The sequence below is a fragment of the Neisseria sp. HMSC070F02 genome (assembly GCF_001814225.1).
In the GTDB taxonomy this organism is placed as follows: domain Bacteria; phylum Pseudomonadota; class Gammaproteobacteria; order Burkholderiales; family Neisseriaceae; genus Neisseria; species Neisseria meningitidis.
Map to the genome: position 1 here is coordinate 22890 of NZ_KV815476.1, position 22535 is coordinate 45424.

General features: G+C 55.9%; 22 protein-coding genes and 2 pseudogenes. 7 read left to right on the forward strand and 17 right to left on the reverse strand.

Translation table 11 applies throughout. From position 1 onward, the window contains the following. Positions 1-86: 86 nt before the first annotated feature. From HMPREF2959_RS08380 to HMPREF2959_RS08425, 11 genes are all read right to left on the reverse strand, one after another. Entirely contained in the window at positions 87-983 is an 897-nt protein-coding gene (locus tag HMPREF2959_RS08380; protein ID WP_002243881.1) for a polyprenyl synthetase family protein, read from the reverse strand. Further along, positions 967-1275, reverse strand: a complete 309-nt coding sequence (locus HMPREF2959_RS08385; protein ID WP_306807026.1) for an exodeoxyribonuclease VII small subunit — start codon at positions 1273-1275, stop codon at positions 967-969. Before HMPREF2959_RS08385 ends, HMPREF2959_RS08380 begins: the two co-directional genes overlap by 17 nt. 27 nt (positions 1276-1302) lie before the next feature. Next, a complete protein-coding gene (gene rsgA, locus HMPREF2959_RS08390; protein WP_002243882.1) occupies positions 1303-2226 on the reverse strand; it encodes a ribosome small subunit-dependent GTPase A in 924 nt (307 codons plus the stop codon). Between the two features lie 4 nt (positions 2227-2230). Then, the gene (locus HMPREF2959_RS08395) at positions 2231-4087 is read right to left on the reverse strand and encodes an ABC transporter ATP-binding protein (protein ID WP_002243883.1); all 1857 of its coding nucleotides are present in this window, start codon (positions 4085-4087) and stop codon (positions 2231-2233) included. A gap of 25 nt (positions 4088-4112) precedes the next feature. After that, positions 4113-4250 carry a hypothetical protein gene (locus HMPREF2959_RS12255; protein WP_002240237.1) on the reverse strand — a complete coding sequence of 46 codons (138 nt, stop codon included), beginning with the start codon at positions 4248-4250 and terminating at the stop codon, positions 4113-4115. Next, positions 4250-4834: a Holliday junction branch migration protein RuvA gene (gene ruvA, locus HMPREF2959_RS08405; RefSeq protein ID WP_002243884.1), complete on the reverse strand. Its 585-nt coding sequence runs from the start codon at positions 4832-4834 to the stop codon at positions 4250-4252. The genes HMPREF2959_RS12255 and ruvA overlap by 1 nt, the downstream gene beginning before the upstream one ends. A gap of 81 nt (positions 4835-4915) precedes the next feature. Then, the gene (locus tag HMPREF2959_RS08410) at positions 4916-5242 is read right to left on the reverse strand and encodes a PepSY domain-containing protein (protein WP_002218661.1); all 327 of its coding nucleotides are present in this window, start codon (positions 5240-5242) and stop codon (positions 4916-4918) included. Between the two features lie 53 nt (positions 5243-5295). Further along, positions 5296-6015 carry a septal ring lytic transglycosylase RlpA family protein gene (locus HMPREF2959_RS08415; RefSeq protein WP_002218663.1) on the reverse strand — a complete coding sequence of 240 codons (720 nt, stop codon included), beginning with the start codon at positions 6013-6015 and terminating at the stop codon, positions 5296-5298. Beyond that, complete coding sequence (locus HMPREF2959_RS11395) at positions 6012-6134, reverse strand: hypothetical protein (RefSeq protein ID WP_009346050.1); 123 nt, start codon at positions 6132-6134, stop codon at positions 6012-6014. The genes HMPREF2959_RS08415 and HMPREF2959_RS11395 overlap by 4 nt, the downstream gene beginning before the upstream one ends. A gap of 10 nt (positions 6135-6144) precedes the next feature. Continuing rightward, complete coding sequence (gene trmL, locus HMPREF2959_RS08420) at positions 6145-6609, reverse strand: tRNA (uridine(34)/cytosine(34)/5-carboxymethylaminomethyluridine(34)-2'-O)-methyltransferase TrmL (protein WP_002218664.1); 465 nt, start codon at positions 6607-6609, stop codon at positions 6145-6147. 64 nt (positions 6610-6673) lie between these two features. Further along, positions 6674-7399, reverse strand: a complete 726-nt coding sequence (locus HMPREF2959_RS08425; protein WP_025461286.1) for a ComF family protein — start codon at positions 7397-7399, stop codon at positions 6674-6676. Between HMPREF2959_RS08425 and bioH the strand changes: the two genes are divergently transcribed. The 3 genes from bioH to HMPREF2959_RS08445 all read left to right on the forward strand — a co-directional run bounded on the left by bioH (position 7398) and on the right by HMPREF2959_RS08445 (position 10141). Next, positions 7398-8141: a pimeloyl-ACP methyl ester esterase BioH gene (bioH, locus tag HMPREF2959_RS08430; protein ID WP_002243886.1), complete on the forward strand. Its 744-nt coding sequence runs from the start codon at positions 7398-7400 to the stop codon at positions 8139-8141. The genes HMPREF2959_RS08425 and bioH overlap by 2 nt on opposite strands. A 1-nt stretch (position 8142) precedes the next feature. Beyond that, positions 8143-8928 (forward strand): class I SAM-dependent methyltransferase, encoded by a 786-nt coding sequence (locus HMPREF2959_RS08435; protein ID WP_002243887.1) that lies wholly within the window; start codon positions 8143-8145, stop codon positions 8926-8928. Positions 8929-9715: 787 nt separating this feature from the next. Next, positions 9716-10141 carry a hypothetical protein gene (locus tag HMPREF2959_RS08445; RefSeq protein ID WP_002243888.1) on the forward strand — a complete coding sequence of 142 codons (426 nt, stop codon included), beginning with the start codon at positions 9716-9718 and terminating at the stop codon, positions 10139-10141. 142 nt (positions 10142-10283) lie between these two features. Here the strand turns inward: HMPREF2959_RS08445 and recQ are convergent, their stop codons facing one another. The 4 genes from recQ to murJ all read right to left on the reverse strand — a co-directional run bounded on the left by recQ (position 10284) and on the right by murJ (position 16109). Further along, positions 10284-12584, reverse strand: a complete 2301-nt coding sequence (gene recQ, locus HMPREF2959_RS08450) for a DNA helicase RecQ (RefSeq protein ID WP_002243889.1) — start codon at positions 12582-12584, stop codon at positions 10284-10286. 64 nt (positions 12585-12648) lie between these two features. Further along, positions 12649-13431 (reverse strand): indole-3-glycerol phosphate synthase TrpC, encoded by a 783-nt coding sequence (gene trpC, locus HMPREF2959_RS08455; protein WP_002243890.1) that lies wholly within the window; start codon positions 13429-13431, stop codon positions 12649-12651. Positions 13432-13481: 50 nt separating this feature from the next. Continuing rightward, positions 13482-14438 (reverse strand): YheT family hydrolase, encoded by a 957-nt coding sequence (locus HMPREF2959_RS08460; RefSeq protein WP_002243891.1) that lies wholly within the window; start codon positions 14436-14438, stop codon positions 13482-13484. A gap of 132 nt (positions 14439-14570) precedes the next feature. After that, entirely contained in the window at positions 14571-16109 is a 1539-nt protein-coding gene (gene murJ, locus HMPREF2959_RS08465) for a murein biosynthesis integral membrane protein MurJ (protein WP_002243892.1), read from the reverse strand. 57 nt (positions 16110-16166) lie between these two features. Between murJ and HMPREF2959_RS13025 the strand changes: the two are divergent. Together HMPREF2959_RS13025 and HMPREF2959_RS08470 are read left to right on the forward strand one after the other, a co-directional pair. Beyond that, positions 16167-16274 (forward strand): annotated as a pseudogene (locus HMPREF2959_RS13025) (IS5/IS1182 family transposase); the annotation flags it as partial. A 293-nt stretch (positions 16275-16567) separates the two neighbouring features. Beyond that, positions 16568-17266, forward strand: a complete 699-nt coding sequence (locus HMPREF2959_RS08470; RefSeq protein WP_002243893.1) for a thiol:disulfide interchange protein DsbA/DsbL — start codon at positions 16568-16570, stop codon at positions 17264-17266. A 56-nt stretch (positions 17267-17322) separates the two neighbouring features. Here the strand turns inward: HMPREF2959_RS08470 and amgK are convergent, their stop codons facing one another. Then, positions 17323-18327 carry an N-acetylmuramate/N-acetylglucosamine kinase AmgK gene (gene amgK / locus HMPREF2959_RS08475; RefSeq protein ID WP_002243894.1) on the reverse strand — a complete coding sequence of 335 codons (1005 nt, stop codon included), beginning with the start codon at positions 18325-18327 and terminating at the stop codon, positions 17323-17325. 69 nt (positions 18328-18396) lie between these two features. On the opposite strand from amgK, the gene HMPREF2959_RS08480 reads away from it, so the two are divergent. Further along, complete coding sequence (locus HMPREF2959_RS08480; protein WP_025461287.1) at positions 18397-20805, forward strand: LPS-assembly protein LptD; 2409 nt, start codon at positions 18397-18399, stop codon at positions 20803-20805. A gap of 101 nt (positions 20806-20906) precedes the next feature. Further along, positions 20907-21962 carry a peptidylprolyl isomerase gene (locus HMPREF2959_RS08485; protein WP_083314167.1) on the forward strand — a complete coding sequence of 352 codons (1056 nt, stop codon included), beginning with the start codon at positions 20907-20909 and terminating at the stop codon, positions 21960-21962. Positions 21963-22195: 233 nt separating this feature from the next. Here the strand turns inward: HMPREF2959_RS08485 and HMPREF2959_RS11410 are convergent. Further along, a pseudogene (locus HMPREF2959_RS11410) lies at positions 22196-22535 on the reverse strand (hypothetical protein); the annotation flags it as partial.

Genomic DNA, 22535 nt, shown 5'->3' on the forward strand with positions numbered 1-22535 from the left:
GCATAGGAATGCCGTCTGAAACCCTTTCAGACGGCATTTGTTTCATTCAAGTGTCGGCACGTTTCAATCGGCGATATACGCCGGTTTCAATATTTGCGGGCGACTGCAAATTCTGCCAACTGCCGCAGGCGCAGGGCTTTGCCGCCGAAGGGTTCGAGCAGCGCGACCGCTTCGGCAACCAGTTTGTGTGCGTATGAGCGCGCCGCTTCCAAGCCCATCAGTTTCACATAAGTCGGCTTGTCGTTGTCTGCGTCTTTGCCCGCCGTTTTGCCCAAAGTCGCCGTGTCCGCTTCACAATCCAACACATCGTCAATGACTTGGAACGCCAGCCCCAGTTTTGCCGCATAATCGTCCAATACCGCCAGACTGTCTTCAGACAGATTCGGGCAGGACATCGCCCCCAATAAAACCGCCGCACGGATTAGCGCACCCGTTTTCAGGCTGTGCATCTGTTCCAAATCGGCTTGAACCATTTGTTTGCCGACATTCGCCAAATCGATTGCCTGACCGCCCGCCATGCCCGCGCTGCCGCCCGCTTTCGCCAACACCGACAACATTGCCAACTGGCGTGCTGCGGGCAGTTCTGTCGGACGGCTTAACACGTCGAAGGCTTGGGTTTGCAAAGCGTCGCCGACCAGTAGCGCGGTGGCTTCGCCATATTTGATGTGGCAGGTCGGTTTGCCCCGACGCAGGCTGTCGTTGTCCATTGCCGGCATATCGTCGTGAACCAACGAATAGGCATGGATCATTTCGATTGCCGCCATTGCCTGTTCTACTGCTTCATGCACGGCTTCGCCTAATTCCGAAGCTGCCAGAACCAGCATCGGCCGCAGACGTTTGCCCCCATCCAAAACCGCATAACGCATGGCTTCGTGCAGTGTGTGCGGTATTTCGTTTTCAGACGGCAAAAAGCGTTCCAGCAGCAGCTCTGTTTGCGCCTGCGCCCTCTGTTGCCACGCTTTCAAATCATTCGTCGGATTCAAGGTTCAACTCCTTCAGCCCGTCCGCATCCAAAACCTGTAATTTCTGTTCGACTTGTGCCAGCTTGGTTTGGCAGTACCTGACCAGCTCGTTGCCTTCCTGATAGGCGGCAAGCGCGTCTTCCAAGGGCATTTCACCCTGCATAGACTGCGTCAGCGATTCAAGGCGCGACAGTGCCTCTTCAAACGATTTCGGGGCGTTTTTCTTCATAGTTTCGGGAGTTTCTGTAAAAACGGAATTGTAGCATTTCTGAAAACCGGATGCCGTCTGAAACAGCAGGATTTCAGATGGCATGGTTTTTGCCCTGCAAACGGCAAGAGGTTATTTGAGCAGATCGTCGGTAATGCGTTGCAGGAAGGTCAGCCGTTCGGTGCGGATTTTACCGGTTTGCGCGGCGGCTTTGAAGGCGCAGCCGGGTTCGGCGCGGTGGGTGCAGTTGTGGAAGCGGCATTGCCCGACAAGGTGGCGGAAATCGGGGAAATAGCGCGGCAAATCGGCGGCTTGGAGGTGGTGTAAACCAAATTCTTGCAAACCCGGGGAGTCGATGAGTTGGGTTTCGCCGTTCAAATCATAAAGCCGGGCGTGGGTGGTGGTGTGTTTTCCCGAGTCGAGTGCGGCGGAAATGTCGCCGGTGCGGGCGGTTTGGCTGCCTAAAAGGGCGTTGGTCAGGGTGGATTTGCCCATACCGCTCTGCCCGAGCAGGATGTTGCTGTGCCCTTGCAGGACGGGGCGCAGGAGGTCGGCGTTTTCCAGCGCACGGGTTTCGATGACGGGATAACCCAGCGTTTCGTAGAATTTGAGTTTTTCGCGCCAAAGGGCGGTTTCGGGCAGGTCGGCTTTGTTCAGGACGATGACGGCTTCAATACCGGCGGCTTCGGCGGCAAGCAGGGCGCGTTGCAGCAGCCGCACGCTCGGACTCGGGACGGCGGCGGTTACGATGAGGAGTTGGGTAACGTTGGCGGCGATGAGTTTGGTTTTCCACGCGTCTTGGCGGTAGAGCAGGCTTTGGCGCGGTAAAAAATCTTCAATCACAACTTGTTCGGCGTTGACGGGGCTGATGCGGACGCGGTCGCCGCAGGCGAAATCGACGCGTTTTTTGCGGGTGCTGGCTTCGTAGGTTGTGCCGTCGGGCGTGCGGACAATGTAGCGGCGGCCGTAGCTGGCGGTAATTTGGGCGGTGTCGTTCATGGTTTCTTTGGGGTTGGGTGTGGAAATGCCGTCTGAAAACGGGTGTTCGGACGGCATCGGTTCAGTCGTGCTGCCACTCGACGTGTTCGTTGAGGAAGCCGCCGCTCTGGTGCGCCCAGAGTTTGGCGTAAAGCCCGCGTTTTTCGAGGAGTTCGGCGTGTGTGCCTTCTTCGATGATGCGGCCTTTGTCGAGGACGACGAGCCTGTCCATTGCGGCGATGGTGGAGAGGCGGTGGGCGATGGCGATGACGGTTTTGCCGTCCATCATTTTGTCGAGGCTTTCTTGGATGGCGGCTTCGACTTCGGAATCGAGCGCGCTGGTGGCTTCGTCCAAAAGAAGAATCGGTGCGTCTTTGAGCATCACGCGGGCGATGGCGATGCGCTGGCGTTGCCCGCCGGAGAGTTTCACGCCGCGTTCGCCGACGTGTGCGTCGTAGCCGCGCCGCCCTTTGGCATCGGAAAGGTCGGGGATGAAGCCGACAGCTTCGGCGCGTTCGGCGGCAGAAACCATTTCGGCATCGGTCGCGTCGGGGCGGCCGTAAATAATGTTGTCGCGCACGGAACGGTGCAGCAGCGAGGTATCTTGCGTGACCAAACCGATTTGGGCGCGTAAAGATTCTTGGGTAACGCCGCTTATGTCCTGCCCGTCGATCGAAACCGTGCCGCTTTGCGGTTCGTAGAAGCGCAAAAGCAGGTTGACGATGGTGGATTTGCCCGCGCCGCTGCGTCCGATCAAGCCGACTTTTTCGCCCGGGCGGATGGTGAGGTTGAAGCCGTTGAGCAGCGGTTTGCCCGCTTCGTAGCAGAAATCGATGTGTTCAAATTTGATTGCGCCTTGCGGCACGTTCAGCGGCAGGGCGTTCGGCTTGTCGAGGATGGTGTGCGGTTTGGACAGGGTTGCCATGCCGTCGCCGACGGTGCCGATGTTTTCAAACAGCCGCGCGGATTCCCACATAATGTATTGCGACAAACCGTTGACGCGCAACGCCATGGCGGTGGCTGTAGCAACCGCGCCCACGCCGACCTGCCCGTTGTGCCAGAGCCAGATGCCCAGTGCGGCGGTGGAGAGGGTCAGGGAGGTGTTGACGATGAAGCTGCACGAATGCAGCAGCGTCGCCAGCCGCATTTGGGCGCGCACCGTAACCATAAATTCTTCCATCGACTGCTTGGCATAGGCGGCTTCACGCGCGCCGTGGGAGAAGAGTTTGACGGTGGCGATATTGGAATAGGCATCGGTAATGCGGCCGGTCATCAGCGATCGGGCATCCGCCTGCCATGCGGCGGTTTGCCCCAATTTGGGAATCAGCAGGCGCATCACCGAAGCGAAACCGACAATCCAGCCGATAAAGGGCAGCAGCAGCCATGAGTCGAGCGAGGCGAGAATCACGCCGGAGGTAATGAAATACACCGACACATAAACGACCATATCGGCAACCGTCATCACCGCGTCGCGCAACGCCAGCGCGGTCTGCATGACTTTGGCGGACACGCGTCCGGCAAATTCGTCCTGATAAAAACCGAGGCTTTGGTTCAGCATCAGGCGGTGGAAGTTCCAGCGCAGGCGCATAGGGAACACGCCCTGAAGGGTTTGCAGGCGCACGTTGGACGCGGCATACGCCCACACGACCGAAAACACCATCATCGCCGCCATTGCCGCCAGTTCCCAACCTTTTTCGGCAAACAGTTCGGCGGGCGCGTATTTGCCGAGCCACTCCACGATTTTGCCCATAAATTGAAAAACCAGGGCTTCCATAATGCCGATGCCGGCGGTCAGCGCAGCCAGGGCGGCTATCCATTTCCGCACGCCGGCCATGCTGCTCCAGACAAACCGCCACAAGCCTTTTTCTGGCGTTTTCGGGGCGGCTTCGGGATAAGGGTCGATTCGGGACTCGAACCAGGAAAATATTTTGTTCAACATTGTTTTCGATTTCGGTAAAACAGTTTCAGACGGCATCAAACACAATGCCGTCTGAAAGGAAGGACAATAACGCCATTTTACGGGAAAAGCCGTCGGGAAGACAGCGCGAGGCGGAAACGCAGGGTTTCGTCAGGGCAAACGCCGCGCCGCCTTCAGGCGGCATTATTTCAGCAGGTTTTTCAAAGCAAGGCGCACGCCTTCGCCCACGTCCGTCCCCTCCGGAACGCCTTTGACCGCCGCTTTTGCTTCGCGTTCGCTGTAACCCAGCGCAAGCAGCGTGCTGACGATGTCTTCCGTTTCGTCGGCGGCGGGTGCGGCGGCAAACAGCCCGTCCGTTACCGTATGCGCGACCAGCTTGCCGCGCAGTTCCAAGACCATACGTTCGGCGGTTTTTTTGCCGATTCCCGGCGCGGAAGACAGGCGTTTGACATCTTCTTCGGCAACCGCCCGCGCCAGCTCGTCTGCCGTCATCGCTGACAAAATGCCCAAAGCCGTTTTCGCGCCGATGCCGCCGACCTTAATCAGTTGGCGGAAGGTCTTGCGTTCTTCCGCAGTGGCAAAACCAAATAAAAGATGTGCGTCTTCCCGAATGATAAGCTGGGTAAACAGTTGTACGCTTTCACCCATGGGCGGCAGGTTGTAGAAGGTCTGCATCGATACGTCGGCCTCATAGCCGACACCGTTGACATCGATGACGATTTGCGGAGGGTTTTTTTCAACCAGTTTGCCGGTCAGTCTGCTGATCATGTGTGCCGAATCCTGAAGTGTCGGGTGCAAAATGCCGTCTGAAACCGGTTCGGGCTTCAGACGGCACGGATTGTATCAAATTCAGTCGTCGCGGCGGGAGGAAATCACGCGGCCGGTACGGGCATCGACAACGACTTTGTATTCCTGTCCGTTTTTGACGATTTCGACATCATAGTGCGGACGGCCGTTGTCGTGTTCGAGATCGATGTCGGTGATTTTGCCGCCGACACGCGCCAACGCTGCTTTTTCGGCTTGGGCGCGGCTGATGATTTTGTCTTGTTTGCTGTGTTGGTGTGCGGCGTGTCCGTGGTCGTCATCGCCGTGTCCGTCGTGGTGGGCGAGTGCGGGGGCGGAAATGCCCATCAGTGCGGTTGCGGCGGCGGTCAAGAGAAGGCGTTTGAAGTTCATGTTTTGCTCCTGCGAAGTATCTGGTGGTGTTTGAAAGACGTAAAGGCGGGACATCAACCGGCAGTCAATACCGCCCGAACCATACCGCGCGCCTGAGCTTCGGCTTCGGCGGCACGTTCCTGCGAGGCAAACGGGCCCATTTTGACGACGTATTCGTAACGGCGTTTTTCAATGGCGAGGTTCGGGCTTGATGCCGAAGCGGCGAAGTTTTGGGCGGCTTGGTTCAGATAGGCTTGTGCTTCGTGTTCCGTACCGAAAGATTTCAAGTCGATGAAGATGTCTTTGTTTTCGGCAACCGGTGCGGATTGGCCCGGGACGATTTGTTCGATTTTGACGTGCGCCGTCCCTTGGTTGACAAAGCCCAATTTTTGCGCGGCGGCTTTGGATACGTCGATGATGCGGTTGCCGTGGAAGGGGCCGCGGTCGTTGACGCGGACGATGACGCTTTTGCCGTTTTTGGTATTGGTTACGCGCACATAGCTGGGGATGGGCAGGGTTTTGTGGGCGGCGGTAAAGGCGTTCATATCGTATCGTTCTCCGCCGGAAGTTTTGCGCCCGTGAAACCTGCCGCCGTACCACGAGGCGTTGCCGGTTTGCGTGAATTCGGCGACTTGGTTTTTCGGCGTGTAGCGTTTTCCGGCGACTTTGTAGCTGCGGTTGGCGGAGGCGTGCAGTTTTTCTGCCTTGACCACTGCGTCGGCGGATGCCGTCTGAAGGGAGTGTGTGCCGAATGCGGCGGTGAGAAGGAAAAGGGTTTTTCGGGTTAAAGTCAAAACGTGTTCCGTTCTTGAGTTGAAGACGAATGGGCATCATGCCCGCCGGATACGTTCCGAACCGCCGTACAGTGCGGACGGCGGTTCGGAATGTGTCCGGATAGGTTTTCAGACGGCATGAACTTGCGTTCAAACGCCGCCTGCGTAACCGTGTTGCCGCCACGCTTCAAAGAGAATCACGGCAACGGTATTGGAAAGGTTCATACTCCGACTGCCGGGCTGCATGGGCAGGCGGATTTTTTGCGCGGCGGGCAGGCTGTCGAGGATGTCGGCAGGCAGTCCGCGCGTTTCCGGCCCGAACAGTAAAACGTCGCCTTTTTGAAACGCGGTTTCATCGGGGCGCGCCGTGCCTTTGGTGGTCAGGGCGAAAATGCGCCTGCCTGCGAGTGCCTTGAGGCAGTCGTCGAAGTTTTCGTGCACCGTCAGGCTGGCGAACTCGTGGTAGTCGAGCCCGGCGCGTTTCATTTTGGCGGAATCCAATGGGAAGCCGAGCGGTTTGACAAGGTGCAAATCCGCGCCGGTATTGGCGCACAGGCGGATGATGTTGCCCGTGTTCGGCGGGATTTCCGGCTGGTATAAAACGATGGTAAACATAAATATCAATCACTTATAGGCGCGTAACCTTGCCACAAGGCGGATGGGGTGTCAAAAAATTTAGTTATTTTTTCATTGGCGTGCGTGCCAGCGTCCAGCAGCAGATTCGGTTTGCGCCCGATTTTTTCAGCGTCTTTGCCAATTCGTCCAGCGTCGCGCCGGTGGTAAAGACATCGTCGATTAACAGAATATTACAGTTTTCCGGTATCGGTGTGCGGATTTCAAAGGCGTTTTTGATGTTTCGCCGCCGTTCGCCGCCTTTGAGCGTGCTTTGCGGCGGGCGGTGGTGTCGGAAAACGGTGTGTCGGGGCAGTATCTGCCAGCCGTAGCGTTGTGCCAACAACCCGACGATGCTTTCACTTTGGTTGAACCCGCGTTGCAGCAGCCGCTCCCTGCTTAGCGGTACGGGCAGGACGAAATCGAAACATTCGTCTGAAAGCCGATCAGGCGGATTCTGCATCATCAGGTTTGCCAACGGGCGCGCCATACTCAAATCTGCCAAGTGCTTCAGCGCGTGTATCATATTGCTGACGGGCGGTTCGTAATGCAGCGAAGCCCACATCCGGTCGAATGCGGGCGGTTTTTTCTGACAGCCGCCGCACACCGATCCGCCTTGAACGTGCATGAAACACAGGGGGCAGCTGTTTGCCGCGTCGGTGCGGTATGCCGCCAAATCGTCGCGGCAGCCGGCGCAGATGCCGTCTGAAACGCCGGACGAACCGTGGCATAATACGCAACGCCTGATAGTGGGCGCGTCTGCGATGCGCCGCCAACGAGAGAGAAAATCCATGCCTGATGCCGTCAAAAAAGTTTACCTGATACACGGTTGGGGGGCGAACCGCCACATGTTCGACGATTTGATGCCGCGCCTGCCTGCAACGTGGCCGGTGTCCGCCGTCGATTTGCCCGGACACGGCGACGCGCCCTTCGCGCAACCCTTCGATATTGAGGCAGCCGCCGACGCTGTTGCCGCACAAATCGATACGCCCGCCGACATTCTCGGCTGGTCGCTCGGCGGATTGGTCGCGCTGTATCTGGCGGCGCGCCATCCCGACAAAGTCCGTTCGCTCTGCCTGACGGCGAGTTTCGCACGGCTGACGGCTGCCGAAGATTATCCCGAAGGGCTTGCCGCGCCTGCACTGGGCAAAATGGTCGGTGCGTTCCGTTCGGATTATGCCAAACATATCAAACAGTTTCTACAATTACAGCTTCTGCACACGCCTGATGCGGACGGAATCATAGGCAGAATCCTGCCCGATTTGGCGCGCTGCGGCACGCCTCAAGCCTTGCAGGAGGCGTTGGACGCGGCGGAAAGGGCGGATGCGCGGCATTTGTTGGACAAGATAGATGTTCCGGTACTGCTGGTGTTCGGCGGCAAAGACGCGATTACGCCGCCGCGTATGGGTGAATATCTGCACCGCCGTTTGAAGGGCAGCAGGTTGGTTGTGATGGAAAAGGCGGCGCATGCGCCGTTTTTGAGCCATGCGGAAGCGTTTGCCGCGCTGTACCGCGACTTTGTCGAAGGGGTTTGAGATGAACCATCAGGACGCACGCTGGCAGGTTCACCGCCATCTTGCCGAACATACCGACCAACGCCTGACACTCGTCCGCAACGCGCCCAAGTATATCCTGCTTGCAGGTGCGGATGCGGACATCAGCCGCAGCCTGCTGGCGAAACGCTATCCGCAGGCGGTATTTGAAGAATACGATTCCCGTGCGGATTTTTTGGCGGCAGCCGCCGCCCGCAAAGGCGGTTTTTGGCAAAGGTTTGCGGGTAAGGGCGTGGTGCAGCACTGCCAATCCCCGACCGCGCCGCTGCCCGAAGCGTGTGCCGATATGTTGTGGTCGAATCTCGGACTGTTGGCGGCGGAACAAATCCTTCCTGTGCTGCACAACTGGGCGCGCGCCTTGAAGACGGACGGGCTGCTGTTTTTTACCTGCTTCGGGCGCGACACTTTTACCGAACTGAAATGCCGTCTGAAAGAAAACGGCATTGAAAGCCGCAGCGTGATGTTTCCCGATATGCACGACTTGGGCGATATGCTTGCTGAAAACGGCTTTTACGACCCCGTTACCGATACGGCGAAGCTGGTGTTGGATTACAAAAAGGCGGAAACGTTTTGGGCGGATATGGACACGCTGGGCGTTTGGCGGGCGATGGCGTGGAACGATGAAAACGCCGCGCGTTCGTGTGTCGGGACAATATTTGAACGGGAAGGCGGTTTGAGTATTACGCTGGAAACAGTGTACGGACACGCCGTTAAAAAACTGATGCTGCCGCAAGGGGAGAACGTGGTGCAGTTTTTTCCGAAGAGATGATGTGCAGATGCCGTCTGAAGCCGTTTCCAAGTTTCAGACGGCATTTGTTTGTGAAAACCGACAGAACTAAAGGAAATGCCGATGTATAGTGAATTAAATTTAAACCAGTACAGCGTTGCCTCGCCTTAGCTCAAAGAGAACGATTCTCTAAGGTGCTGAAGCACCAAGTGAGTCGGTTCCGTACCATCTGTACTGTCTGCGGCTTCGTCGCCTTGTCCTGATTTTTGTTAATCCACTATATGCTGATGCCGGAGACGTATATTGCGTCTATAACATCAGACTGAAGCAGTACACTGCCTGCCAGGTTACCCGAGTTGAAGAACACGGTGGCAAAAAAACACATGCGACCCTGCTGGCTTTGGACTGGCAGGGCAACAAACCGCTTGGGGCGGAGGAGCTGGCGGATTTGAAACCGCTTTACAAAGACTTAAAGAATAATATTGGAAATATTGTATGAACAAAAAATTAAACTATATTTTTATGTTGGACTGTTTAGGGTTGGTGATATTGTTTACTTGTATAATAGCTACTTTTGAAAGAGATTATGGATTTAAAATTTTTACTAATTCTAAGAGGCCTGAATTTTATTATTGGATTGGAATGTTTTATTATGGAATTATTTCTTGCTGGTTTGATTATCAATTAATTTCAACAAAGGCGAATTCGTATAAAAGAAAAGTTAAACAATATAAAATTTTTTCAGTAATATTTTCAGTTTTGATATTTATTTCTACTATAGTAAAACTTTAAATTTTGGAGCAAAAATTTATGAGCGATTCAATTGAATATGTATTGGGAACGCGGTCTGCACATGTATAAGGCAAGTGCCGTCGTGCCGACGGGATATGTACGGGTTGGGAATACCGCGCCGCTGGTCGGCGAAGACACGCAACGGTATGCCTCTTTTTGGGGCGACGGCTACGACGTGTACCGTCAGTTGAGATGGCAGCAGATATCCGAAAAACAGAGAAAGGCATTCAAAAAAGCCGCTAAAAGCAAAAAGACCGTGATGTTTGCCGGACGGGAATACGGCATATCCAAACAGAATTTGAGCGATGTTTGGGATGATTTTGAAGACGCGATGGAACTGAAGGCGTTTCCCTGCCTGTCTTCGCTGTTTCTGACCAAATGGCATAAAAATCTATATGATAGTGGATTAACAAAAACCAGTACGGCGTTGCCTCGCCTTAGCTCAAAGAGAACGATTCTCTAAGGTGCTGAAGCACCAAGTGAGTCGGTTCCGTACCATCTGTACTGTCTGCGGCTTCGTCGCCTTGTCCTGATTTTTGTTAATCCACTATAAAACTAGGAATTTTTAAATAGAGGCAATGCCGTCTGAAACTTGGTAACGGGCTTCAGACGGCATTTCGTTCCAATACCGCCAACACCGCCGCACCGTAACGTGCGGCTTTTTCTTCGCCTACGCCGTATACGGCGGCAAGCTCCGCCAAACCTTCCGGCTGTTTGGCGGCAATGGCGCGTAGGGCGGCTTTGCTGAGAATGCGGTAGGGTTCGGACTGTTCGTGTTTTGCCGTTTCGTTGCACCATTGGATCAGGGCGCGCATCAGGCGGCGTTTGTGTTTGGCGGTTTCATCGATGCCGTCTGAAAACGGACGGCAGACGGCGAGGATGTCCCGTCCGTATTTGGCGGCGCGTACGCTGCCCAAGCCGTGTACGCCTTCGAGGTCGGTTTCGGTTTCGGGCGTATCGGCAAGCATATCGGCAAGGCTTTCGTCGGAGAGGACGGCATGCAGGGCGCAGTTTTCCGCCCTTGCCTGTTCATACCGCCAGGCCTCGAGTTTTTGACGCAGTTGTTGTTCGCGTTCGGTTTGCGGACGGATGACCGCGTCGCGGCTGAAGCCGGCGGCGTTGCGGCAGACTTCGAGTATGCCGTGTCCGAAACGTTCGGTTTTGGCTTCGCCCAAGCCGTAGATGTCGTGCAGCCCGTTGAGGTTTTGCGGCATTTTTTCGACAAGGTCGCGCAGGGTTTTGTCGCCGAAAATCATATAGGCGGGGATGCCTTCGGCTTCTGCCTGTTTCATACGCCAAACGCGCAATGCCTGCCACAGGCGTTCTTCGCGTTCGGTACGCAGCCAGTTGTCTTTGAGGGTGCGGGCGGCGGGCTTGTCGCGCTTGAGCGGACGCAGCATCACTTCGGTTTCGCCTTTGAGGACTTTTTTGGCGGCTTCGGTCAGTTGCAATGCCTGATATCGGGTAATGTTGACGGTGAGGTAGCCGAGGCTGATACACTGGCGGATGACGCTGCGCCATTCTTTGTCGGACAACTCCGTACCGATGCCGAAGGTGGACAGTTGTTCGTGCCGGTTGCCGCGTATCCAATCGTCGCTTTTGCCGCGCAAAAGGTTGGTGATGTAACCGGCGGCAAAACGTTGTCCGGCGCGGTACACGCAGCTGAGTAATTTTTGCACCAACACCGTGCCGTCAAACCGTACGGGCGGATGCAGGCAGTTGTCGCAATGGCCGCAGGGTTCGGATTCTTCGCCGAAATGTTTGAGCAGCAGTACGCGGCGGCAGGCGGCGGTTTCGCAGACGGAAAGCATGGCATCGAGTTTTTGCATTTCGATTTGCTTTTGCACCTCGTCGCTGTTGCCTTCGGCAATCCGTTCGCGCAGCAACACCCAATCGTTCAAACCGTAACACAGCCAGCTCGCGGCAGGCAGCCCGTCCCGGCCGGCACGCCCCGATTCCTGATAGAAATGTTCGACACTCTGGGGCATATCGAGATGGGCGACAAAGCGCACGTCGGGTTTGTCTATGCCCATGCCGAACGCCACGGTCGCCACCACGATAATATTGTCTTCATGCGTAAAGCGGCGTTGGTTTTCCTCGCGCACGTCCATGCTCAAACCGGCATGATACGGAATCGCGTTTAATCCGTTTTCACGCAAAAACCGCGCCACATCTTCCACCTTTTTGCGGCTTAAACAATACACAATGCCGCTTTGTCCCGCCATTTCTTTGCGGATAAATTCAAGCAGTTGTTTTTTGCCGTTATTTTTTTCGATAACCTGATAATAAATATTCGGGCGGTCAAAGCTGGAGACAAATTCGGGCGCATCGTCCAAGTGCAGATAATGCTTGATGTCGGCGCGTGTGGCCGCATCGGCGGTGGCGGTCAGGGCGATGCGCGGGACGTTCGGATAGCGTTCGGCAAGCATGCCGAGCTGTTGGTATTCGGGGCGGAAATCGTGTCCCCACTGGCTGACGCAGTGCGCTTCGTCAATGGCGAACAGGCTGACGGTTTGTTGGTCGAGAAAACGCAAAAAGCGGTCGGTAACCAAGCGTTCCGGTGCGACATAAAGCAGTTTCAGACGGCATTGGGCAAGCTTGTCGGCAATCTCGCGCGCTTCATCTGCCGATGTGCTGCTGTTGACTGCCGCCGCTTCAATCCCGGCTACATGCAGGCTGGCCACTTGGTCGTTCATCAGCGCAATCAGCGGCGATACGACAACCGCCACGCCTTCGCGCATCAGCGCGGGAATCTGGTAACACAAAGACTTGCCGCCGCCCGTCGGCATCAGCACCGTCAAACTCCCGCCGCCTGCCAAAGTATTGATGACAGCCTCCTGCCTGCCGCGAAATTCGGGATAACCGAATACTTCGTGCAAAATCTGTTTGGCGGTCGGTCGGTGCATGATGGTTCCGTGCTCGGTAAGGATGTTGATCGGTCGGCGGCAATATGCCGTCTGAAATCGGGATTTAGAAGAGTTTGCCCACTTCTGCTTCAATATCGTCGGCACGCATGAACGTTTCGCCGATCAGGAAGGTGTGCACGCCGCGCGCCCGCATAAATTCCACATCCGCCTTACCCGTAATGCCGCTTTCGGTAACGACGGTTTTGCCTTCCAGCGCGTGCAGCAGCGACAGGGTTTGGTCGAGGGAGACTTCAAAAGTCCTCAGGTTGCGGTTGTTTACACCCCACAACGGCGTGGTCAGGTTGCGGCATTTTTCCAATTCGCTTTCATCGTGCAGCTCGAGCAGGACGGTCATACCCAATTCGTGCGCCACCGCTTCAAAGCGTTCCAATTGTTCCTGTTCCAGTGCGGCGGCAATCAGCAGGACAGCATCCGCCCCCCAGGCGCGCGCCTGATAAACCTGGTATTCGTCGATGATGAAGTCTTTACGCAAAATGGGCAGAGATACGGCTTCGCGCGCCTGTTTGAGGTATTCGGGCGAACCTTGGAAATAGGGTTCGTCGGTCAGTACGGACAAACACGCCGCTCCGGCGTTTTCATAGGCGCGTGCAATCTCGGCCGGTCGGAAGTCCGGACGGATCAGGCCTTTGCTCGGGCTTGCTTTTTTGATTTCGGCAATGACGGCGGGCAGGTTGAGGCGGTGTTTGCCGCGTATCGAATCGATGAAGCTGCGGACGGGCGCGGCTTCTGCGGCAAGTGCGCGGATGTGTTCGGTGTTGACGGCGGCTTTTTGGGCGGCAACTTCCTGTGCTTTGGTGGCAAGGATTTTATTGAGGATGTCGGTCATGTCGGGTTCCGTATTCGTCTGGGGAAAGGGGGAATATTAGCATCAAACCGTTAACGACTGTTTGTGCGGAAGCTGTCGAAATAGGACAGGACGGTCTGCGGCAACCATTGCAGGTGCAGCCTGCCGCCGGTGCTGCCGACAAAGCCGACATGACCACCGTGTGCCGGCTGGAACAGGGTAACGGCTTCGGACACTTCGTCCGGTGTCGGCAACGCTTCGGGCGGCAGGAAGGGGTCGTTGACGGCATTGAGCAGGAGCAGCGGTTTGGCAACGTGTTTGAGCAGCGGTTTGCAGGAAGTTCGGCGGTAGTAGTCGTGCCGGTCGGCAAAGCCGTGCAGCGGTGCGGTGAAACGGTCGTCAAACTCGCCCAGTGTTTTGCACCCTGCGGCAAATGCCGTCTGAAAACCTTGGAGCGACCGTGCTTTGGGTATCAGGGTGCGGAGGAAGTAGCGCGTGTAGAGCAGCCGCGTGATGCCGCTGTCGAAGCGTCTGCCTGCCGCCTCTGCATCGACGGGGGCGGAGATGACGGCGGCGGCTTGCGGCAGCGCGTTTTCGCCCTGTTCGCCCAAATATTTTGCCAGCGCGTTGCCGCCCAGCGATACGCCGACGGCGTATATTTCACGGTAACGCGCGGCGAGCGTGTCCAAAGTAAAGGCGATTTCGGCGGTATCGCCCAAGTGGTAGAACACCGGGGCGGTGTTGGCAATGCCGCCGCAGCTGCGGAAATGGACGACTGCGCCGTTCCAACCGCGATCGCGTACCGCGAGCATCAGTTCGACCGCGTAATGGCTGCCACTGCTTCCTTCCAAACCGTGAAACAGCACGACCAGCGGTGCGTCGGGCGAAATGCCGTCTGAAAAGTCGTAGGCGACTTTGGTTTTACCCGTGCTGTCTGGAAGCAGCTCGCGGCGGTATGCAGGTGCGGGGCGTTGCAGGAATTTGGCGGCCAGCGTGTCGGCATTGCCGTTGCGGAGGAAAAAGGGCGTGTCCGGCGGTGTTAAAATCATAAGGTATCGGTTTTCTTGTTTTCAGACGGCATTGATGATGCGGCAGCCCGTCCGGCCGGTGCGGACGCGGGGGATGCGCGCCCGAATATAGGCGCGGAAAAAGCGTTTTCCGAAAAAGGATATCGGCATCGGTCAGTTTTCCACGCGTTTGAAATGGCGCGGACGGAAGCCCAAAGCCGCCAGTGATGCGAAATACAGTCCGCCGCCGACGGCAATCAGGATGCAGAGCTGCCCCGCTTTCCGCATTCCGCCGGCGCGTACCCATTCAAACGGCAGCCAGATTTGGGCGGCATACAGGCCGCCTCCCATCACGGCGAGCGAGAGCAGCATTTTTGCTAAGAACGCTGCCCAACCCTTGCTAGGTTGGTAAATACCGTGTCTGCGCAACAGGTAAAACAACAATCCGGCATTGATACACGCGCCCAGACCGATGGCAAGCGAAAGTCCGACGTGTTTCAGTGGGCCGATAAAGGCAAGGTTCATCAACTGCGTGCAGATGAGCGTGAAGATGGCGATTTTGACGGGCGTTTTGATGTTTTGCCGCGCATAGAAGCCGGGTGCCAACACTTTAATCATGATTAAGCCGATTAAACCGAAAGAATAGGCAATCAGCGCGTGTTGCGTCATCTGCGCGTCAAACAGCGTGAATTCTCGGTACATAAACAAGGTTGCCACCAGCGGGAACGACAACACCGCCAGTCCGACCGCCGCCGGCAGCGTCAGCAGCATGCACAGGCGCAAACCCCAGTCGAGCAGGGCGGAAAACTGTTCCGTATCTTGGTTTGCCGAGTGTTTGGACAAAGTCGGCAGCAAAATCGTACCGAGTGCCGCCCCCAGCACGCCGCCGGGCAGCTCCATCATGCGGTCGGCGTAATACATCCATGAAACGCTGCCCGATTGCAGATAAGACGCGAAAATCGTGTTGATAACCAAAGAAATCTGCGCCACGCTCACGCCCAAAATCGCAGGTGCCATTTGTTTCATGACGCGGTTGACCGCCGCATCTTTGAAATTCAGTTTGGGCAGTTTCAAAAAACCCAGTTTCGCCAACCAAGGGAGCTGAAAGCCGAGCTGCAAAATACCGCCGACAAAAACCGCCCAAGCCAGCGCGGTAACGGGAGGATCGAAATACGGCACGAAAAACAGCGCGAATACGATAAACGACACGTTCAGGAACGTGGGCGTAAACGCCGGAATGCTGAATTTATGATAGGAATTGAGTACCGAGCCGACAAAAGAGGAAAGTGAAATCAATAAGATATAGGGGAACGTAATCCGCAGCAAATCGATGGAGAGCTGAAATTTGTCGGCATCTTTGGCAAAACCGGGTGCGGAAACATAAATCACCCAAGGCGCGGCAAGTATGCCCAGCGCGGTAACGATGACCAGCACAAACGACAGCATCCCCGCCACATGGCGGATAAAAGCCTCCGTCGCCTCTTTAGAACGCGTTTCCTTATATTCCGCCAAAATCGGCACAAACGCTTGGGCAAACGCCCCCTCCGCAAACACGCGGCGAAGCAGGTTGGGCAGTTTGAACGCGACAAAAAACGCATCCGTCGCCATGCCCGCGCCGAATGCGCGCGCAATGACCGTATCGCGCACAAATCCCAAAACGCGCGACACCATCGTCAGGCTGCCGACTTTTGCCAAAGCTCCCAGCATATTCATCGTATTTCCTTTTCGGTTGAAACCCCGCCCTTTAGGGCGGCAGGATCAGACTTTGATAGTGGATTAAATTTAAATCAGGACAAGGCGACGAAGCCGCAGACAGTACAGATAGTACGGCAAGGCGAGGCAACGCTGTACTGGTTTAAATTTAATCCACTATATTTGAAAGGGGTGTAACCCTTCCGAACCAGGGCAACGCATAGGGCGGTGCTTTATGTGCCGTCCTGTGTGTTGGAACATCATTAGTTCCCCAACAGCCGTATCCGTCTGGGGCGACGGCGCGTATTGTACGACAGAAACCGCTTCAGACGGCATCGGGTTTGATGCCGTCTGAAGCGGTTTCCCGAAACGAAAACGTCCTTTTCCGGCGGCAAACTGTATCAACACGCGGAAATGCAATAAAATAGCCGGATTCCGATTGATTTCCAACATCTGTTTCCAACATCACGGAGAGCCGTATGAAATCCAGACACCTCGCCCTCGGCGTTGCCGCCCTGTTCGCCCTTGCCGCGTGCGACAGCAAAGTCCAAACCAGCGTCCCCGCCGACAGCGCGCCTGCCGCTTCGGCAGCCGCCGCCCCGGCAGGGCTGGTCGAAGGGCAAAACTATACCGTCCTTGCCAACCCGATTCCCCAACAGCAGGCAGGCAAAGTCGAAGTCCTTGAGTTTTTCGGCTATTTCTGTCCGCACTGCGCCCACCTCGAACCTGTTTTAAGCAAACACGCCAAGTCTTTTAAAGACGATATGTACCTGCGTACCGAACACGTCGTCTGGCAGAAAGAAATGCTGACGCTGGCCCGCCTTGCCGCCGCCGTCGATATGGCTGCCGCCGAAAGCAAAGATGTGGCGAACAGCCATATTTTCGATGCGATGGTCAACCAAAAAATCAAGCTGCAAAATCCGGAAGTCCTCAAAAAATGGCTGGGCGAACAAACCGCCTTTGACGGCAAAAAAGTCCTTGCCGCCTACGAGTCCCCCGAAAGCCAGGCGCGCGCCGACAAAATGCAGGAGCTGACCGAAACCTTCCAAATCGACGGTACGCCCACGGTTATCGTCGGCGGCAAATATAAAGTCGAATTTGCCGACTGGGAGTCCGGTATGCACACCATCGACCTTTTGGCGGACAAAGTACGCGAAGAACAAAAAGCCGCGCAGTAAGCCCGTTTGGAAAATGCCGTCTGAAACTTGGTTTTCAGACGGCATTTTGATTGGGTTTAAAACGTAAAGCCCGTTTCCAGTTCTTCATCGCCGACCAGTTCGACCAAGAGCGCGTAGAGCGGGGCGAGTTCGGCATAACGGCGCGATACGCGGCGCAGATAGTTTAAGAAACGCGGGATTTCCGGATGGTATTTGTCTTTGCCGTCGCGGTAGTACAGGCGTGCGAAGATGCCTGCAACCTTCAAGTGCCGCTGCACGCCCATCCATTCGAACCAGCGGTAAAACTCGTCAAACGCTTCGGGGACGGGCAGGCCGGCAGCCCGCGCCTTTTCCCAGTAGCGGATAACCAAGTCCAAGACAAATTCTTCTTCCCACTCGATAAAGGCATCGCGCAACAGCGACACCAAATCGTAGGAAATCGGGCCGTAAAGCGCGTCTTGGAAGTCTAAAACGCCCGGCCTGCCGCGCGTCAGCATCAGGTTGCGGACGATAAAGTCGCGGTGCACATAGACTTTGGGCTGCGCCAACAGGGGCGGCAGCAGTGTATCGACGGTCTGCTGCCAAAGTTGGCGTTGTTTGAATGTTAATTCGCGCCCCAATTCTTTTGCGACAAACCATTCCGGGAACAGGTTAATTTCGCGCAACATCGTTTCACGGTCATATTCGGGCAAAACCCCTTCACGGCTTGCCTTCTGCAATTCGACCAGCTCGCCGATGGCCTCCAGCAGCAGCGCTTTGTGCGCCGTTTCGCCCTGTTCCTGAAGCATCGCGGTTAAAAACGTCGTATTGCCCAAGTCGTTCAATACCACAAACCCCAAATCCGTGTCCGCGTGCAATATCTGCGGCACATTGACCATGTCAAACAGTTTCTGCACTTTCAAATAAGGTGCGACACTCATCTTGTCAGGCGGCGCATCCATGCAGACGACACTGCTGCCGTCTGAAAACGTTGCACGGAAATAGCGGCGGAAATCAGCATCTGCCGCCGCAAAGGCCAGTTCGAAACTGCGGCCGGAATAGATGGTCTGAAGCCAATTTTTCAGTTCGATTTGTCGTTGCATAACAGTACTAAAGCATTTCAGGTTACAATAAACGCTATTCTAACTGGCAAACCGACCTGAGGGGCAATTTTGGCTCGTTTATTTTCACTCAAACCACTGGTGCTGGCATTGGGCTTCTGCTTCGGCACGCATTGCGCCGCCGCCGATGCCGTTGCGGCGGAGGAAACGGACAATCCGACCGCCGGAGGAAGCGTTCGGAGCGTGTCCGAACCCATACAGCCTACCAGCCTGAGCCTCGGTTCGACCTGCCTGTTTTGCAGTAACGAAAGCGGCAAACCCGAAAAAACCGAATCTGCCGTCCAAGGCAGCGGCGAAGCATCCATCCCCGAAGACTATACGCGCATTGTTGCCGACAAGGTGGAAGGACAGTCGCAGGTGCAGGTGCGTGCCGAAGGCAACGTCGTCGTCGAACGCAACCGGACGACCCTCAATGCCGATTGGGCGGATTACGACCAGTCGGGCGACACCGTTACCGCAGGCGACCGGTTCGCCCTCCAACAGGACGGTACGCTGATTCGGGGCGAAACCCTGACCTACAATCTCGAGCAGCAGACCGGGGAAGCGCACAACGTCCGTATGGAAACCGAACACGGCGGACGGCGGCTGCAAAGCGTCAGCCGCACCGCCGAAATGTTGGGCGAAGGGCATTACAAACTGACGGAAACCCAATTCAACACCTGTTCCGCCGGCGATGCCGGCTGGTATGTCAAGGCCGCTTCCGTCGAAGCCGATCGGGAAAAAGGCATAGGCGTTGCCAAACACGCCGCCTTCGTGTTCGGCGGCGTTCCCATTTTCTACACCCCTTGGGCGGACTTCCCGCTTGACGGCAACCGCAAAAGCGGCCTGCTTGTTCCCTCACTGTCCGCCGGTTCGGACGGCGTTTCCCTTTCCGTTCCCTATTATTTCAACCTTGCCCCCAATCTCGATGCCACGTTCGCGCCCAGCGTGATCGGCGAACGCGGCGCGGTCTTTGACGGGCAGGTACGCTACCTGCGGCCGGATTATGCCGGCCAGTCCGACCTGACCTGGCTGCCGCACGACAAGAAAAGCGGCAGGAATAACCGCTATCAGGCGAAATGGCAGCATCGGCACGACATTTCCGACACGCTTCAGGCGGGTGTCGATTTCAACCAAGTCTCCGACAGCGGCTACTACCGCGACTTTTACGGCAACAAAGAAATCGCCGGCAACGTCAACCTCAACCGCCGTGTATGGCTGGATTATGGCGGCAGGGCGGCGGGCGGCAGCCTGAATGCCGGCCTTTCGGTTCTGAAATACCAGACGCTGGCAAACCAAAGCGGCTACAAAGACAAACCGTATGCCCTGATGCCGCGCCTTTCCGCCGATTGGCGCAAAAACACCGGCAGGGCGCAAATCGGCGTGTCCGCACAATTTACCCGCTTCAGCCACGACAGCCGCCAAGACGGCAGCCGCCTCGTCGTCTATCCCGACATCAAATGGGATTTCAGCAACAGCTGGGGTTACGTCCGTCCCAAACTCGGACTGCACGCCACCTATTACAGCCTCAACCGCTTCGGCAGCCAAGAAGCCCGACGCGTCAGCCGCACTCTGCCCATTGTCAACATCGACAGCGGCGCAACTTTTGAGCGGAATACGCGGATGTTCGGCGGCGGAGTCCTGCAAACCCTCGAGCCGCGCCTGTTCTACAACTATATTCCTGCCAAATCCCAAAACGACCTGCCCAATTTCGATTCGTCGGAAAGCAGCTTCGGCTACGGGCAGCTCTTTCGCGAAAACCTCTATTACGGCAACGACAGGATTAACACCGCAAACAGCCTTTCCGCCGCCGTGCAAAGCCGTATTTTGGACGGCGCGACGGGGGAAGAGCGTTTCCGCGCCGGCATCGGTCAGAAATTCTATTTCAAGGATGATGCGGTGATGCTTGACGGCAGCGTCGGCAAAAAACCGCGCAACCGTTCCGACTGGGTGGCATTTGCCTCCGGCAGCATCGGCAGCCGCTTCATCCTCGACAGCAGCATCCACTACAACCAAAACGACAAACGCGCCGAGAACTACGCCGTCGGTGCAAGCTACCGTCCCGCACAGGGCAAAGTGCTGAACGCCCGCTACAAATACGGGCGCAACGAAAAAATCTACCTGAAGTCCGACGGTTCCTATTTTTACGACAAACTCAGCCAGCTCGACCTGTCCGCACAATGGCCGCTGACGCGCAACCTGTCGGCCGTCGTCCGTTACAACTACGGTTTTGAAGCCAAAAAACCGATAGAGGTGCTGGCGGGTGCGGAATACAAAAGCAGTTGCGGCTGCTGGGGCGCGGGCGTGTACGCCCAACGCTACGTTACCGGCGAAAACACCTACAAAAACGCTGTCTTTTTCTCACTTCAGTTGAAAGACCTCAGCAGTGTCGGCAGAAACCCCGCAGACAGGATGGATGTCGCCGTTCCCGGCTATATCCCCGCTCACTCTCTTTCCGCCGGACGCAACAAACGACCCTGACCGTCGGAAACCCGGCAGGAGCACCGTTCCCGAACAAGACGGCATTCCACCGACAACCCCAAACCCGCCATCAAAGGTAGGATTCAAACGATAAGGAAAGAATGATGAAAATCAAAGCCCTGATGATTGCCGCCGCATTGCTGGCAGCAGCCGATGTCCACGCCGCACCGCAAAAGGCAAAAACCGCATCCGCCAAAGCTGCCAAAGCTGCCAAAGCTGCCAAAGCTGCCAAAGTTGCCAAAGTTGCCAAAGTTGCCAAAGTTGCCGCCACGGCGCAAAAAGAAGCCGCACCCGCACAACAGCAGGGCGGTATCCGCTTTTCAGACGGCATTGCCGCCGTTGCCGACAACGAAGTCATCACGCGCCGCCGGCTTGCCGAAGCCGTTGCCGAAGCCAAAGCCAACCTGCCCAAAGACGCGCAGATAAGCGAATCCGAGCTGTCCCGACAGGTGCTGATGCAGCTTGTCAACCAATCCCTGATTGTACAGGCGGGCAAACGCCGCAACATTCAAGCAAGCGAAGCGGAAATCGATGCCGTCGTCGCAAAAAATCCCGCCCTCAAAAACCTCAGCCCCGCCCAACGCCGCGATTTTGCCGACAACATCATTGCCGAAAAAGTCCGCCAGCAGGCAGTGATGCAGAACAGCCGCGTGAGCGAAGCTGAAATCGATGCCTTCCTCGAGCAGGCGCAAAAACAAGGCATCACCCTGCCCGAAGGCGCACCGTTGCGCCAATACCGCGCCCAACACATCCTGATTAAAGCCGACAGCGAAAACGCCGCCGTCGGCGCGGAAAGCACCATCCGCAAAATCTACGGAGAGGCCCGCAGCGGCACAGACTTTTCCAGCCTAGCGCGCCAATATTCGCAAGACGCGAGCGCGGGCAACGGCGGAGATTTGGGCTGGTTTGCCGACGGCGTGATGGTTCCCGCCTTTGAAGAAGCCGTCCACGCGCTCAAACCCGGACAGGTCGGCGCGCCCGTCCGCACCCAATTCGGCTGGCATATCATCAAATTGAACGAAGTGCGCGAGGCCGGCACACCTCAGGAACGTATCCGCAATTCCGTGCGGCAATACATCTTCCAACAAAAAGCCGAACAGGCAACCGTCAACCTGTTGCGTGACCTGCATTCCGGTGCCTACGTGGACATCCGCTGAAACGGTCGTGACTGAAAAGCCGTGCCGTCCCGACAACCTTCGGGCGGCACGGCTTTTTCAAACTGCGGCGGCAGACAGGCGGACGAAGCGGTGGAACATATTGAAAAAAATAAACAAACGCCGTAAAAGTTTTCCGGTGGACGGCGAAAAGCTCGTTTTCTAGCTGCTCTTTAAGTTAATATTCCGTTAAACAATGTTTTTGATTGTTAAGAAAAATTTAACCTTTTTAACTTTTAAGTATTTGAAAATAATGGAATTTTTTGACAGGATGCAGTTGGAAAACTTGCCCCGCAAATCGGGATAAAAGTAAAAACGGACGGCATAAAATAATTGTATTTATTGGCTAAATTGAAATCACGAACATAATTTTGAATGTATTGTTTGTTGTAGTTCGGATTAGTGTAATGTTGATCTTGCTTGGGTAAATTGTTTGCTCCTAAAATTGAAATAATGGCGTCATCAGTACGGAAATTATCCGCTTTAGCCGTTGCGTAATCTACGGTTCGTTGCATATGCCGAATAATTCGCCCAAGTGCTTCTTCTTTTGAAATGTTTAGACGAGAAGCTACTATG

Bases quoted from the DNA above. Each gene is read 5' to 3' on its own strand.
- HMPREF2959_RS08385 (WP_306807026.1), bottom strand. From the start codon at position 1,275: ATGCCATCTGAAATCCTGCTGTTTCAGACGGCATCCGGTTTTCAGAAA.
- HMPREF2959_RS12255 (WP_002240237.1), bottom strand. From the start codon at position 4,250: ATGCCGCCTGAAGGCGGCGCGGCGTTTGCCCTGACGAAACCCTGCGTT.
- HMPREF2959_RS08470 (WP_002243893.1), top strand. From the start codon at position 16,568: ATGAAATCCAGACACCTCGCCCTCGGCGTTGCCGCCCTGTTCGCCCTT.
- amgK (WP_002243894.1), bottom strand. From the start codon at position 18,327: ATGCAACGACAAATCGAACTGAAAAATTGGCTTCAGACCATCTATTCC.
- HMPREF2959_RS11395 (WP_009346050.1), bottom strand. From the start codon at position 6,134: ATGCCGTCTGAAAACCTATCCGGACACATTCCGAACCGCCGTCCGCAC.
- HMPREF2959_RS08435 (WP_002243887.1), top strand. From the start codon at position 8,143: ATGAACCATCAGGACGCACGCTGGCAGGTTCACCGCCATCTTGCCGAA.
- HMPREF2959_RS08485 (WP_083314167.1), top strand. From the start codon at position 20,907: ATGATGAAAATCAAAGCCCTGATGATTGCCGCCGCATTGCTGGCAGCA.
- murJ (WP_002243892.1), bottom strand. From the start codon at position 16,109: ATGAATATGCTGGGAGCTTTGGCAAAAGTCGGCAGCCTGACGATGGTG.
- trmL (WP_002218664.1), bottom strand. From the start codon at position 6,609: ATGTTTACCATCGTTTTATACCAGCCGGAAATCCCGCCGAACACGGGC.
- bioH (WP_002243886.1), top strand. From the start codon at position 7,398: ATGCCTGATGCCGTCAAAAAAGTTTACCTGATACACGGTTGGGGGGCG.
- HMPREF2959_RS08395 (WP_002243883.1), bottom strand. From the start codon at position 4,087: ATGTTGAACAAAATATTTTCCTGGTTCGAGTCCCGAATCGACCCTTAT.
- ruvA (WP_002243884.1), bottom strand. From the start codon at position 4,834: ATGATCAGCAGACTGACCGGCAAACTGGTTGAAAAAAACCCTCCGCAA.
- HMPREF2959_RS08445 (WP_002243888.1), top strand. From the start codon at position 9,716: ATGTATTGGGAACGCGGTCTGCACATGTATAAGGCAAGTGCCGTCGTG.
- recQ (WP_002243889.1), bottom strand. From the start codon at position 12,584: ATGCACCGACCGACCGCCAAACAGATTTTGCACGAAGTATTCGGTTAT.
- HMPREF2959_RS08425 (WP_025461286.1), bottom strand. From the start codon at position 7,399: ATGGATTTTCTCTCTCGTTGGCGGCGCATCGCAGACGCGCCCACTATC.
- trpC (WP_002243890.1), bottom strand. From the start codon at position 13,431: ATGACCGACATCCTCAATAAAATCCTTGCCACCAAAGCACAGGAAGTT.
- HMPREF2959_RS08410 (WP_002218661.1), bottom strand. From the start codon at position 5,242: ATGAACTTCAAACGCCTTCTCTTGACCGCCGCCGCAACCGCACTGATG.
- rsgA (WP_002243882.1), bottom strand. From the start codon at position 2,226: ATGCCGTCCGAACACCCGTTTTCAGACGGCATTTCCACACCCAACCCC.
- HMPREF2959_RS08460 (WP_002243891.1), bottom strand. From the start codon at position 14,438: ATGATTTTAACACCGCCGGACACGCCCTTTTTCCTCCGCAACGGCAAT.